The organism is Sulfurihydrogenibium yellowstonense SS-5 (genome assembly GCF_000173615.1).
Lineage (GTDB): Bacteria > Aquificota > Aquificia > Aquificales > Hydrogenothermaceae > Sulfurihydrogenibium > Sulfurihydrogenibium yellowstonense.
In genome coordinates, this window is record NZ_ABZS01000019.1 from 1 (window position 1) to 13,758 (window position 13,758).

The 13,758-nt window shown below is 32.8% G+C and carries 11 protein-coding genes and 2 pseudogenes; 11 read left to right on the forward strand and 2 right to left on the reverse strand.

The features are described from left to right. A pseudogene (locus tag SULYE_RS08720) lies at positions 1-176 on the reverse strand (IS110 family transposase); the annotation flags it as partial. A gap of 595 nt (positions 177-771) precedes the next feature. Further along, positions 772-1,236 carry a NifB/NifX family molybdenum-iron cluster-binding protein gene (locus tag SULYE_RS01400; protein WP_007545765.1) on the reverse strand — a complete coding sequence of 155 codons (465 nt, stop codon included), beginning with the start codon at positions 1,234-1,236 and terminating at the stop codon, positions 772-774. A 207-nt stretch (positions 1,237-1,443) separates the two neighbouring features. On the opposite strand from SULYE_RS01400, the gene SULYE_RS01405 reads away from it, so the two are divergent. The 11 genes and pseudogenes from SULYE_RS01405 to SULYE_RS08800 form a co-directional block, all read left to right on the forward strand. Continuing rightward, a complete protein-coding gene (locus SULYE_RS01405) occupies positions 1,444-2,979 on the forward strand; it encodes a cytochrome ubiquinol oxidase subunit I (protein ID WP_007545768.1) in 1,536 nt (511 codons plus the stop codon). A 1-nt stretch (position 2,980) separates the two neighbouring features. Further along, the gene (cydB, locus tag SULYE_RS01410) at positions 2,981-4,018 is read left to right on the forward strand and encodes a cytochrome d ubiquinol oxidase subunit II (RefSeq protein ID WP_007545771.1); all 1,038 of its coding nucleotides are present in this window, start codon (positions 2,981-2,983) and stop codon (positions 4,016-4,018) included. A gap of 388 nt (positions 4,019-4,406) precedes the next feature. Continuing rightward, positions 4,407-5,834, forward strand: a complete 1,428-nt coding sequence (locus SULYE_RS01415; protein ID WP_007545773.1) for an aldehyde dehydrogenase family protein — start codon at positions 4,407-4,409, stop codon at positions 5,832-5,834. Between the two features lie 379 nt (positions 5,835-6,213). Next, positions 6,214-6,552, forward strand: a complete 339-nt coding sequence (locus tag SULYE_RS01420) for a P-II family nitrogen regulator (RefSeq protein ID WP_007545779.1) — start codon at positions 6,214-6,216, stop codon at positions 6,550-6,552. 41 nt (positions 6,553-6,593) lie between these two features. Then, on the forward strand, positions 6,594-8,021 hold the full coding sequence (gene glnA / locus SULYE_RS01425; RefSeq protein ID WP_007545780.1) for a type I glutamate--ammonia ligase: 1,428 nt from the start codon (positions 6,594-6,596) through the stop codon (positions 8,019-8,021). 527 nt (positions 8,022-8,548) lie between these two features. Continuing rightward, positions 8,549-9,961: an Rne/Rng family ribonuclease gene (locus SULYE_RS01430; RefSeq protein ID WP_007545781.1), complete on the forward strand. Its 1,413-nt coding sequence runs from the start codon at positions 8,549-8,551 to the stop codon at positions 9,959-9,961. Further along, positions 9,958-10,893 (forward strand): outer membrane protein assembly factor BamD, encoded by a 936-nt coding sequence (bamD, locus tag SULYE_RS01435; protein ID WP_007545782.1) that lies wholly within the window; start codon positions 9,958-9,960, stop codon positions 10,891-10,893. Before SULYE_RS01430 ends, bamD begins: the two co-directional genes overlap by 4 nt. A gap of 9 nt (positions 10,894-10,902) precedes the next feature. Then, positions 10,903-11,265 carry a ribosome silencing factor gene (rsfS, locus tag SULYE_RS01440; protein WP_007545783.1) on the forward strand — a complete coding sequence of 121 codons (363 nt, stop codon included), beginning with the start codon at positions 10,903-10,905 and terminating at the stop codon, positions 11,263-11,265. Beyond that, positions 11,266-12,048 carry a glutamate racemase gene (gene murI, locus SULYE_RS01445; protein WP_007545784.1) on the forward strand — a complete coding sequence of 261 codons (783 nt, stop codon included), beginning with the start codon at positions 11,266-11,268 and terminating at the stop codon, positions 12,046-12,048. Between the two features lie 15 nt (positions 12,049-12,063). Beyond that, the gene (locus SULYE_RS01450; protein ID WP_007545786.1) at positions 12,064-12,876 is read left to right on the forward strand and encodes an RluA family pseudouridine synthase; all 813 of its coding nucleotides are present in this window, start codon (positions 12,064-12,066) and stop codon (positions 12,874-12,876) included. 576 nt (positions 12,877-13,452) lie between these two features. Then, a pseudogene (locus SULYE_RS08800) lies at positions 13,453-13,610 on the forward strand (IS110 family transposase); the annotation flags it as partial. Between the last annotated feature and the right edge of the window lie 148 nt (positions 13,611-13,758).

Consider the following 13,758-nt stretch of genomic DNA (forward strand, 5'->3'; position numbering starts at 1 on the left):
ATTATGATAAGCATATCTGACTTTTTAAACTTCTTAAGGTAAAGCTTTATTTTCATTTCAAACTCAACTGGGTCTGATTTAACTTCAAAGGTTTCTTTCTTGTTATCATACAAAACTGTAGCAGTGAATGAGTTTTTAGATACATCAACTCCAACGACGATTTTGTAGTTGTTCATAAGATTACCTCCTTTCATAAAATACTTGACATGAGAGAAACTTCCTGATAACCTATCATCGTAATCAATACAGGCTTAAAAGCCTAATGTTCTGATTCAGGTTTTAGGAAGTAGAGGAAGGACAGTCTACAAACATTCTGAGCGGTCTTAAAAGACCAATGACAATAACTTGATCTGTCCTTCCTTTTTTCTCCCATGTCTATAATTATTATAAAACTTATTCTCTTATAGATTAAAATTTTTAGTATATTTAATATACGATGACATTTAAGGCTGCCCTTTCTCTAAGCTTATCATTCAACCTTAAACTATCCTCCTGGGGACGTAAGTCCGAAGGATCACATTTTTCAATTTTATAAAAACTACCAATTTCTCACCTAAGGCATAGAGAATTATTTATTAATACTTAAATTATATATACTTTGCATGTCAAGAAGAATTTCAAAAAAGTATGAAATTCTCAATTCGTCAGGATAGCCAAGTAGATTATCCCTCATCTAATGCCTGATAATCAAACTCTGTTTGTTATTTATAGATGGCAGCGAATTCCCTTATTCTGAACTTCTTATTTGGTACGCTTAAATGTCAAAAAAAATCAATTATAATGATGGTCGTGATGTTCATGGTGGTGATGTTCATGACTGCCACAGCCAAATTGTGATAAAAGCTCAAAATTCTCTTCTGTTATTATTGGAAGTTGATTTGACTCAAATTTAGCTATCACTTCATCTAAAGTTTGTTTATCATCTTTAGCAAAATAGATTTTCATCCCACAAGCCAAAGCTATATTGTATGCACCTTTTCCCATGTGAAGGGTAATTAATTCTTTTATGCCAAGGCTGTTTAGAAATCTAACTACTCCACTGCCATTGTTTGCTGGATTTTCTACAATTTCAATTTTCTTTAAGTTTTTGTCGTATAATGCAAAAAATTTAACTTTTCCAAATGCTGGAGAGATCTTGATTGGTTGGTTTTCTCTTGGAGCTTTTATAGGAATTGCTGCATAACCATTGTATTTTCCTTGGTTTTTCTTGCTTTGGTTTAAGTCTAATACTATCATTATTGTCTCCTTCAAAATAGGTTAATGAATACTAACTTTATTACATCTATCTCTTTTTTAAAATGATTTGAATCATATTACATTTCAAAGTTAGTAAATGCCAACTCACTGGGCAACCTTTTAGTTTCAATGATCTTTATCATAGTTTTTTATTGATAGAAGTTAATAAATATTAACTAACTCATTTATTAACAGGAGGTTTTAGCTATGGACTTGTTAGCTTTGTCCAGGTTTCAGTTTGCGTTCACAGCCTTCGTGCACTTTATCTTCGTTCCATTAACGCTCGGTTTGTCTGTGTTTATCGCCATCACCAAAACTCTTTATCTAAAAACCAAAAATCCATTATACGATGAGCTCTCTATGTTCTTGATGAAGCTTTTTGCTATCAACTTTGCCGCGGGTGTAGCAACCGGTTTAACAATGGAATTTCAGTTTGGTACTAATTGGTTCCAGTATTCAAAATTTGTTGGTGATATCTTTGGTTCACCATTAGCTATTGAAGGTTTAATGGCATTCTTCTTAGAATCTACATTTATGGGTATTTTCCTATATGGTAGAGGAAGGATATCGGAAGCTATGCACACATTTTCAGCATGGATGGTAGCTCTTGGTAGCAATCTTTCTGGATTATGGATCTTAATTGCTAACTCTTGGATGCAAACACCTACTGGTTATAAAATCGTTGAAACTCAACAAGGAATTAGAGCAGAGCTTACAGATTTCTGGGCTGCAGTTTTAAATCATACAACAATAATAAGATTTCTTCACACAGTTGATGCCGGTCAAATTACAGCAGGATTTTTTGTTTTAGGTGTAATGGCATATTTCTTACTCAAAAGAAAACATGTTGAGATGGCAAAATTAGGTTTGAAAGTAGCTATAATCTATACTTCTATAGTATCAGTGTTGGCCATCATATTTGGTGATATTCATGGTTATTATGTAGCGAAATATCAACCTTTAAAACTTGCTATGGCAGAGGGTATTTGGAATACTGAAAAAGGAGCTCCTGTTATACCTATAGGTTGGGTGGATCAAAAAGAACAAAAAACTTATGCACCTATAGCTATTCCAGGTATGGCTTCGTTTTTATCATACCATGATTTCAACGCAGAAGTAAAAGGAATTAACGACCTTATCAAGGAATATCAGCAAAAAGCAAAAGATTATGAATCAAAAGTAGCAGAGTTAGAAAAACAATACGCTGTAAATCCAACTCCAGAGTTAAAACAACAGATAGCAGAATACAAAGCATATGCAAAGGCTTATAATATTTCCCATTCAGATTTACCAAGTGTTAACATAGTGTTCCAATCTTTCCACTTTATGGTTGGTTTAGGCTTCTTGTTTGTGTTTATCTCTCTATGGGGTCTATACTTGCTCAAAAAAGGAACCATTTATCAAAATACAGCATTCTTAAAAACTGTTCTTTACTCAATACAACTTCCATTTATAGCATCAGAGCTTGGTTGGTTTACAGCTGAGGTCGGTCGTCAGCCATGGTTAGTCCAAGGAATGTTAAAAACAGCTGATGGTGTAACTTACTTTAATACTTCTGCTAATGTGTTGTTCTCGGTAATAACGTTCATTTTAATTTACACAGGTATTTTTGTTATATATGTAAAAACAATGAAAAAGAAAGTTCAAGAGTATGCTGAAAAAGACGTTGTAGTTGATTATGAAACTGTACCAAACACTGTTCAAGTAGGAATGTATTCAAAAGATACAAAAGGGGGTGTTTAATATGCTACCAATGGAGCTTTTTACACTTCAAGGCTTATGGTTTGTTTTAGTTGGTATATTTTTGATAGGGTATGCAGTTACCGATGGATTTGACCTTGGGACAGGCTTTCCTATGATTTTTATGAAAAATGAAGAAGATAGAAACGTTTTATACAACGTAATTGCACCTGTTTGGGATGGTAATGAAGTATGGCTTATAGCCGGCGGAGGTATGCTTTTTGCAGCATTTCCGGCTGTTTATGCTGCTTCTTTTTCTGGATTTTATGTTGCAATTTTATTGGTTCTTTGGGCTTTAATTGGAAGAGCTATTGCATTTGAATACAGAAACAAATCCGAATCTTTAACTTGGAGAAGGACTTTTGATTTTATCTACTGGATTGGCAATGTTCTACCGGCCATTCTTTTTGGTGTTGCGGTAGGTAATGCAGTTGTAGGCGTTCCAATTGATAAAGATGGTGCATATTTAGGAGATTTCTTCACACTTTTAAGACCTGTACCGCTTGCAATGGGACTTGTCAGCTTATTTATGTTTGCAATGCATGGAGCTGCGTATCTGCTTAGAAAAACAGAAGGCTCAGTTTTTGAAATGGCTAAAAAATATGCTGTTATAAGTGCCTTTGGATACTTGGCCGCAGTTATCTTAACAAACGTTTTGGCTTTAATCCAAGCTCCATATCTGTATGAAAACTATTTAAAATATCCAATCTTCTTTATAGTTCCTGCTGTAATGTTGATTTCATGGATTGTGTACTTACAATTTTTAAAATCCGGCAATTATGAAAAGATGGTTTACGTATCAAGCGTGTTAAGTGGAGCTACAGTTTTAAACGTTGCCCTTGCATCATTCCCGGTGTTCATAAGGTCAACAATCAATCCTGAATATAGCTTAACTGTGTTTAATTCTGCATCTTCAGAATTAACGTTAAAAGTTATGTTAATCGTCACAATTATCTTTATGCCATTGGTTATTTACTACACAAGATATGCATATAAAGTTTTTGCCGGAAAAGTAAAAGGAGACACGGGCTACTATCATTAATATCTAAATCCCTGCCGGATTAAAACCGGCTGGGCTTTCTCTTGAAATACAACTCATTTCTAAATAATATTGCATGCATACTTCGAATAAAAAATTCAATAAAAGCAGAAGATTCTTTCGTGCAACTTTATAATAACAGTAATTTACTTCCAAATTCTCACTCTCTTTTGTAAGGGCAATTCATAAATTGCTTTAATTTCTTTACTAACCTAAGGACGTAAGTCCAAAGAATCTCACTTTTCAATTCTTTAAAAATCTCTAATTTTTCACCTGCGTATTATTTTCAGCTATTACATATTTCCGAAAATAAAATAACTTATCTACTCATTCTCTCAAATCTTACTATTATGTTAAAATTCTTTTTAAATTATATATTGGAGGTATAGCTATGATTAAGCTACCGATGATAATTGGCGGCAAGGAAGTTTGGAAGGATGAGATTATCGATGTAATTTTTCCTTACAGCCAAGAAAAAATAGGTGAGGCTGTAAAGGGTTCTCCTGAAGATGTTTATCAGGCTATAGAAAAAGCTAAAATAGGTCTTGAAAAATTGAAAAAACTTACAGCTTACGAAAAATATAAAATTTTGTTAAAAGTAGCCAATCTTTTAGAAAGTAGAAAAGAGGAGTTTGCAAGAACTATAACCTTAGAAACAGGAAAAACTATCCGAGAAGCAAGAATAGAAGTAGATAGAGCTATAAATACAATCACTTTCTCGGCAGAAGAAGCAAAAAGAATTCACGGCGAGTATGTGCATTTTGATGCATCTCCAAACGGAAGAGGAAAGAAAGGGTTTTGTTACCGTGTCCCAGCTGGAATAGTTTCTGCAATCACTCCTTTTAACTTTCCTGTAAATCTTACTGCACATAAAATAGCACCATCTATTGCAGCAGGTTGTCCGCTTATATTAAAACCAAGTGAAAGAACTCCACTATCTCCAATAATGCTTTGTCAGCTTTTCCTTGAAGCAGGTGTTCCGGAAGAGGCTGTTTCTGTTATACCGGGATTTGCAGATGTAGGTCAAGCAATGACTACACATCCAGATGTTAGAGTCGTCTCTTTTACAGGAAGCTTAAAAGTTGGAGAAATAATAGCAAAACAAGCAGGGTTGAAAAAAATAGTAATGGAGCTTGGGTCAAACTCAGCTGTAATTGTTGATAAAACAGCAAATTTAGAAATCGCAGCTAAAAAATCAGTTCTTGGAGGGTTTGCGTTAGCAGGTCAGGTTTGTATATCAGTTCAAAGGATATTTGTTCATGAAAGTGTAGCTGATGTATTTGAACATCTTTTAAAAGTAGAAGCTTCAAAGTTAAAATATGGAAATCCTTTAGAAGAAGATACAGACGTAGGTCCTGTAATCTCTATAAGTGAAGTTGATAGAATTGAAACTTGGATTAATGAAGCAGTTATGAAAGGCGGTAAATTAGCACTTGGAGGAATACAATCAAAAGATAGACCAATAATTCCACCAACAATAGTATCAGAAGTGCCGGAAGAGTCTAAACTTTTCTATGAAGAAGCCTTTGCTCCTGTTGTTGCAGTAAGAAGGTTTAAAGATATAGATGAAGCTATAAAGCTTGTCAATAAAACAAATTATGGCTTACAAGTTGGAGTGTTTACAAACGACCTAAAAAATGCTTGGAAAGTGATAGAAAATGCAGATGTTGGTGGAGTGATTATAAACGATATTCCAACGTTTAGAGCTGATAATATGCCATATGGTGGAGTTAAAGGAAGCGGTATAGGCAGGGAAGGTCCAAAGTTTGCAATAGAAGACTACACGGAAATAAAGGTTGTAGCTTTTGATTTGGGTTAACTGTTTATTTATTGCACAATAAATATGCAAAATAAAATATGAGTTGCACTTAAAATATGCAATATATTTAGAGATTTGAAAATATGGAGTTATTTCAGAGAATATAAAATTTAAAACCTTCTCCGCCATCCTGAGGTCGTAAGACCGAAGGATCTCATTTTTGATTTTTTGACTTGAAAAGAAAAACATGAGATTCTTTGCCGGCTGCAGAATAACAGTGTAGATTTTTGGAACGCCCTTTTTATTAATACATAATAAATTGCACTGAAAATATGCAATATTCATGGATTTTAAAAATGTTAAAATATTTAAGTATAAGTAAAATCAAGAAATTAAAATTTGGCATGAAATTTTCTTATAATAAAAATGGAGGTATGTTATGAAAAAAATTGAAGCAATCATTAAACCTTTCAAGCTTGATGAAGTTAAAGATGCACTGACAAACATCGGAATCTACGGTATGACTGTTACAGAAGCAAAGGGATTTGGAAGACAAAAAGGTCATACTGAGTTATACAGAGGAGCAGAGTATGTAATAGATTTTCTTCCTAAGTTAAAAATAGAAGTCGTTGTTGATGATGCACAAGTTGAAAAAGTAGTAGAAGCTATAATGCAAGCCGCAAGAACCGGAAGAATTGGAGATGGAAAAATCTTTATCATTCCAATAGAAGATGTAATAAGAATAAGAACGGGAGAAAGAGGTCCGGAAGCTGTTTAATCTATAAAAAAGTTATTTTTTTTAAAGGAGGTTTTTTTAAAATGGCAATGATTCAGTGTCAGACACCTGATGACGTAATGCGTGTAATTTCAGAAAAAGGTATTGCTTTTATTGATTTTAAGTTTTCAGACCCATTTGGTCAATGGCAACATTTAACAATCCCTACTCACGAATTTAGTCTCCATTCATTTGAAAATGGAATTCCGTTTGACGGTTCATCAATAAGAGGTTGGAAAGGTATCCAAGAATCAGACATGTTATTAATTCCAGACCCTAAAACGTCATTCATCGACCCATTCATCGAAGAACCAACTTTATCTTTAATCTGTGATGCAGTCGACCCAATAACTAAAGAGCCATACTCAAGAGATACAAGACAAATCGCTAAAAAAGCTCTTGAATTTTTAAGGTCTACCGGTATTGGTGATATAGCTTACTTTGGTCCTGAGGCAGAATTCTTTATTTTTGATGATGTTAGATTCAGCTCAGGACCCAACCACGCTTACTACCAAGTAGATTCTGAAGAAGGATGGTGGAATACTGCAAGAGAAGAAAACCCAAATCTTGGATACAAAATACCTTACAAAAGGGGATACTTTCCGGTTTCTCCATTAGACAAAACTCATCATATAAGAATGGAAATGGTTAAAACACTTGAAGAAGTAGGTATTACAGTAGAAAGAGAACACCATGAAGTAGCTACAGCAGGACAAGGAGAAATCAACTTCAGATTTTCAGACATAATTGGCTCAGGCGATAACATCTTAAAATACAAATATGTACTTAGAAACGTTGGATACAGATATGGAAAGTTCGTAACATTTATGCCAAAACCATTAGCAGGTGACAATGGTAGTGGAATGCACTGTCACTTATCAATCTGGAAGGACGGACAAAACCTTTTTGCTGGTAATGGATACGGTGGATTATCAGAAATAGCTCTATATGCTATTGGCGGAATCATTAAACATGCAAGAGCTATCTGTGCATTCTCTAACCCAACTACAAACTCTTACCACAGATTGGTGCCTGGATTTGAAGCTCCTGTAAGACTTGCATACTCTGCAAGAAACAGGTCTGCTGCTATCAGAATTCCTGTTGGTGAGGCGTCTCCAAAGGCCAAAAGAATTGAAGTAAGATTCCCCGATGCATCTTCTAACCCATACTTAACATTTACAGCTCTATTGATGGCTGCTATTGATGGCATTGAAAATAAAATCCATCCAGGCGAGCCTCTTGATAAAGATATCTACTCATTACCACCTGAAGAGCTTGCAAACGTTCCACAAACTCCAGGATCTCTCCAAGAAGCTATCGATGCATTAAAAGAAGACAACGAGTTTTTACTCAAAGGTGGCGTAATGGACATGGACTTTATCAATATGTGGATTGAAACAAAACAAGCAGAGCAGGATGCAATCAGATTAGTTCCACATCCAAAAGAATTTGAACTCTACTTTGACGTTTAATTTACTATAATGCCCTCCCAAATGGGAGGGGTTTTGATTTTAAAAAATGTAAAAATGTCAAAATGTAAAGGACATTTTAAAATCTCTTAAACATCCTGAAGGCCATTAAACCAAAGGAGCTCCTATATTAAATAAATTTAGTCAATAAATTTTTAGTTTTTAAGCACCTTTTGACTTATATATATGAACAGAGTTTATTTCCCATCTTTTAAATACATAGATCTATAACATCTCGTAGCCTACGTTTCACGTTTAAATGTTTTAATAAAACCTAAAGTGTTATGATTATATACGTCGGGTGGGAAATTCAACAAAACATGAGATTCTTCGCTCGCTCATAATGACAAGCAAGGTTTTCCTTTTTCTAATGTTTATCAGTCAACCTTTTTCTGTCATCCTAAGGCCGTAAGCCGAAAATCTCATTTTTAAATTTTACAAAAACCCCTATTTTTTCACCTGATGTATATCTTGATAAAATCTTAAAGTGTTATAATTATATTTCAAAATAAGTATATATGAGGTATTTTTTGGACAGAAAGTTAATCATCACTAAAGGCATTAAAAATACATTTTATCTTATTTTAGAAAACAATATACCCGTTGAATTTAAGATAGAAGATATCGAGATATCTAAGCAAACTGGAAGTATATATAAAGGCAAGGTTTTAAGATACAGCCATGCAATGGAAGCTTTTTTCGTTGATATTGGAGAGGATAAAGAAGCTTTCTTACCAAAAAAAGATGTTTGCGAAGAAGTTTGTAAGAATACAGATAAAGGCTCTTCGATTTTAGTGCAAGTTAAAAGGTCTCCGGTTAGTACAAAAGGGGCAAAACTTTCCTGTAAAATTTCTCTTCCGGGTAAATATTTAGTACTACTTCCTCAAAGTAAAGGCAAAGTCTCTATTTCATCAAAATATGAAAATAATGACGAGAGGAATGAAATTAAAGAAAGAATAAAAAATCTATTGCATAAAATAAATCAAGAAAATTATGGTTTAATCATTAGAACCGCCGCAAAGGATGCACCGGATGAAGCAATTTTAGAAGATTTTAAATTTCTTATAGAATTATGGAACCAAATCCAAAAAGATTATAATAAGAAAAAAGCTCCTTCTATAATATATGAAGAACCTTTTAAAGCTTTTGCAATTTTAAGAGATTATGCAGGCTCATTTTCTGAAATAATCTCAGACGATGTGTCTATCTTAAAGATGATTAAAAAGTTTGTATCAGAAAATTTTCCAAATGCAAACATAAAAATGACTCCATACAGAAAAAGAAAAGAGTCGTTATTCTATGAATATGAATTAGACAAGCTGATAAATAAAATCCTGTCACCTTATGCATATCTAAAAAGTGGTTCCTATCTTGTAATTCAAGAAACAGAAGCGTTAGTAGTTATTGATGTAAACAGCGGAAGCTGTCATAAGCAGAAGAATTTAGAAGAAACGGCATTTAGAATAAACTTAGAAGCAATTCCTGAAATTGTCAGACAGATAAGACTTAGAGATTTAAGCGGAATAGTTGTAATAGATTTTATTGATATGGTAAATCAAGAGCACAAAGAAGTAATCGTGGAAAGACTTAAAGAAGAGTTTAAAAAAGATAAAAGACCTGTGAAGATTAAAGGATTAACACAGCTTGGACTTTTAGAACTCTCTAGAAAGAAGCTTGAAGAAAGTCTTATAAAACAGCTTTCAGATTACTGTCAGCATTGTTATGGAAGAGGATATATAAAATCTCAAGATGTAGTAATGTTTGAGCTTGAAAAAACAATTAATAAACTAAAACCATTTGCAAAAATGAAAATTATTATAAATCCGAAACTTTCCAGAGCTGTGGATAGTTTATTGGAAAATTTAAAACTAAAGGAGCTTGTAGAGATAGAGTATAATAATAAAATGCAGTTAGATAAATTTGAGGTTGAAAAAGTATTATGAAAAGATTTGTTGTATTTTTAATTTCAGGATTCGTTATAGCTTCTTGTGCAGATAAAGGTCAAAAACTCTATGAAGGGCAGGAAAAACTAAGTAAAGGTCTTGAACTTTATAAAAAAGGCGAGTATAAAAAGGCAAGAGAAGAGCTTAAAAATGCAATCTTTAAATCTCAAGGTTTAACACCTGACCAAATCATGGAAGCAAGATTTGCATTAGCGGACTCTTACTACAACAGGGAAGAATACATAGATGCAATAGTAGAATTCGAGGAGTTTATAGCACTATTTCCAACATCTCCAAAAGTGCCGGAAGCTTTATATAAGCTTGCCATGTCTTACCTTTTTGTATCCCCAGACTATAAAAGGGATATGACCTACGTAAACAAAGCACAAGAAAAAGCAGAAGAGATAATTTCAAGCTATCCAAATAGTAAATATGTTAAAGCAACAAAAGAGATCTTAAAGAAAGTAAACGAAATAAAAGCCAAACATACCTTGTATATTGCAGAAACATATGAAAAGTATGGAAAGCCATACTCAGCTTCTGTATACTATCGGGAAGCTTATACAAACTACAAAGATTACATAGAAAAAGACTATGTAGCATACAAACTTGCATATAATTTAGTCAATGCGGAAAACCAGTATGTAAGAGAAATAAACGAGCTAAGACAAAAAATAAAAGAATTAGATAAAAAAATCAATGAAGAGAAAGATTTAGAATCTAAAAATATACTTATTAATAGAAAGGCAATTCTTGAGCAAGAGCTAAACGTATATCTAACAAGAATAGAAGAATCAAAGCAGAGAGCAAAAGAGATTATAGAAAACTTTCCAAAAGCATTTCCAGATTCTAAGTACTTAGCAGAAGTCAAAAACCTTGAAAAAAGTAGCAATTTACAAAAATTATTAAGAAAAATAGATATCTTTAATTAAAGAGGTGAGATGGAAACATTAGAGATTGTAAAAAAAATAATTGAAAAAGCCGAAGAGAAGAAAGGTGAGGATATTGTAGTTCTTGAGATAGGAAAGATCAATCCTATCATTGCAGATTACATGATTATTATAACAGGGACAGTACCGATACATACGAGGGCAATTGCAGATAATATTATAGGCGGTTTAAAAGAATACGGAGTAATACCTCACCATTTGGAAGGATATACAGAAGGAAGATGGATTGCCGTAGATTACGGAGATATTATGATTAACATATTTCTACCTGAGCTTAGAGATTATTATAAGCTTGAGTGGTTATGGTCTGATGCTCCACGGGTAGAATATACAGCAGAAGGAATAAAACAATAAATGCCGATTGGTGTATTTGATTCAGGGATAGGTGGACTTACCGTATTTAAAGAGATAGCTGCAAGCTTTCCAAAGGTAGATTTATACTATCTTGGAGATACAGCAAGAGTTCCATATGGAAACAAATCAAAAACGACAATTATCAGGTATTCTGTAGAATGTGCCAGTTATCTATATCATAATTATAATGTAGATGCGATAGTAATAGCCTGTAATACAGCTTCTTCATATGCACTTGATACATTGAGAGAAATATTACCGATTCCTGTAATAGGCGTAGTTCAGCCGGGAGCAGAATCAGCTGTAAAAGTAAGTAAAAATAAAAAAATTGGTGTGATAGGCACATCAGCGACTATAAAGAGCAATTCTTACCTTGAGACTTTAAAAAGCTTAGACAAAGATTTAGAAGTCTATCAAAAAGCTTGCCCGTTGTTTGTTCCATTGGTAGAAGAAGGCTGGATAGATAATGAAGTAGCAAAACTAACAGTTAAAGAGTATCTTGACGACCTTGTCAAAACAGGAATTGATACACTTATACTTGGATGTACCCATTATCCACTTTTGAAAAACACAATAAAAGGTTTGTATCCGCATTTAAATATAGTTGATTCATCTGTAGCGATAGTGGAACACCTAAAAAACATAAAACTAAACATTGAAGAGACAGGAAAAAGAAAGATTTTTATAACCGACGAATCTCATGCTTTTGATAAGTTGAAAAATATGCTTGTTGGAGATATTAAGACAGAAAAAATAGAACTTTCAGACCTATGCTCTCTTTAAATCTAAGGAGAAAAAATGCTTAAAAGATACACAGTAAACTCACCAAAAACATTAAAAGATTTTATAGCTGAAAGCTTGAAAATTTCAAAAAATCAAGCAAAAGATATTATTGACAGTAGAAATGTTATTGTAAACAACAAAAGAGTTTGGATAGCATCACATAATCTAAAACCCGGGGATGTAGTTGAGATAGTTCAAAGTGAGCCAAAAAATGATTTAAAAATACTATACGAAGATGATTATATCATTGCAATTGACAAACCACCAACAATCGTAAGCGATAAAGAAAGTTCATCTGCAGAAGATTTGCTTAGAAAGAAATTAAAAAACGATAAAATAAAAGCAATTCATAGGCTTGATAAGGAAACATCCGGTGTATTACTTTTTGCAAAAGATTATAAAATCTTTGAAAAGTTCAAAGAGATATGGGAAGATAAGAACGTTTTAAAAATTTACTTAGCTATATCTCATAACGAAGCAAACTTTAAAGACTTTACGATCAATCATGATATAGAGGGAAAACAGGCTATTACTCATTTAAAAGTCTTAAGCAAAGGAAATGGCTTTACATACTTTCAGGTAAGAATAGAAACTGGAAGAAAACATCAGATAAGAAAACATCTTGCAAGTATAAGACATCCTATCGTTGGAGATAAAATTTATGGTATTAAAAAGTTTGAGAATAATTTAGTAAAAAGAGTAACAAGACAAATGCTCCATTCACATAAATTAGTGTTACCTCATCCTTATTTAAATAAAAAAATAGAAATAACTGCACCAATTCCATCAGATTTTAAGAATGTTTTGAACTATTTGAATGATATATGAGAAGTGATACTTCTTTGAATGTTGTTTAAAAAAGTATGAGATTTTATCTTCGGCAGCAGAATAACAAATAAGGCTAATTTTTGATATCATTCAACCTTTTAAAGGCTCCGTGTATTAAATATACTAAAAAATTTTTTTTAACTCCAAGAGAATAAGATTTTATGATATTTAATAACGAACAGGAGAGAAGAAAGGAAGGACAGATCGCTTGCTCTTCAGTGGTCTTATAAGACCGCTTTAGGGTGTTTTAGATTACCTTCTTACTTTCCTTGACCTGCAGTAAGACCATAAGACCATAAGACCTTTAAGCCTGTATTTAAACATGATGAAAAGTTATCAGGAAATTTCTCTTATGTATAGTATTTTATGAAGAATATAAGAATGTTTTTCGATAGAGAACTTTGTAAATCAAAACAGCTTACAATGCTACGAAATCAAAAAGAATCGTTAGCCTATGTGTCAAGTAAAAAAATAAAGAAAATTTAGAATATTACGATGAGCTAATTAGAAAAATAAAAAAAGTATAAAAGAACTTGAGAAAGAGATAAAATAATTGTCTAAGAAGAATTTTAAACAATAGGGTTTAGCAAATACTGCAAAGAATTATACGAAAGATTAGTAAGTAAAGGTAAGGCTAAAAAGTTAGCATTAGTAGCTGTAGCACTAAGTTATTAAGGCAGGCATATGGTGTATTAAAAAACAGAAGACCATTTGATGAAAATTTTTGCACTTGACATTTAGCATAGAACATTCTGAGGCTGTAAGTCCGAAGAATCTTCTTTTTTAATTTTTTTAACGACAAATTACTTACCCCAAGGTATTTTTTAGTATATAATCTGATATATACGTCGGGTGAGAAATTCATCAAAAACAAGAGATTCT

Bases quoted from the DNA above. Each gene is read 5' to 3' on its own strand.
- bamD (WP_007545782.1), top strand. From the start codon at position 9,958: ATGAAAAGATTTGTTGTATTTTTAATTTCAGGATTCGTTATAGCTTCT.
- SULYE_RS01450 (WP_007545786.1), top strand. From the start codon at position 12,064: ATGCTTAAAAGATACACAGTAAACTCACCAAAAACATTAAAAGATTTT.
- murI (WP_007545784.1), top strand. From the start codon at position 11,266: ATGCCGATTGGTGTATTTGATTCAGGGATAGGTGGACTTACCGTATTT.
- cydB (WP_007545771.1), top strand. From the start codon at position 2,981: ATGCTACCAATGGAGCTTTTTACACTTCAAGGCTTATGGTTTGTTTTA.
- glnA (WP_007545780.1), top strand. From the start codon at position 6,594: ATGGCAATGATTCAGTGTCAGACACCTGATGACGTAATGCGTGTAATT.
- SULYE_RS01405 (WP_007545768.1), top strand. From the start codon at position 1,444: ATGGACTTGTTAGCTTTGTCCAGGTTTCAGTTTGCGTTCACAGCCTTC.
- SULYE_RS01400 (WP_007545765.1), bottom strand. From the start codon at position 1,236: ATGATAGTATTAGACTTAAACCAAAGCAAGAAAAACCAAGGAAAATAC.
- SULYE_RS01415 (WP_007545773.1), top strand. From the start codon at position 4,407: ATGATTAAGCTACCGATGATAATTGGCGGCAAGGAAGTTTGGAAGGAT.
- SULYE_RS01420 (WP_007545779.1), top strand. From the start codon at position 6,214: ATGAAAAAAATTGAAGCAATCATTAAACCTTTCAAGCTTGATGAAGTT.
- rsfS (WP_007545783.1), top strand. From the start codon at position 10,903: ATGGAAACATTAGAGATTGTAAAAAAAATAATTGAAAAAGCCGAAGAG.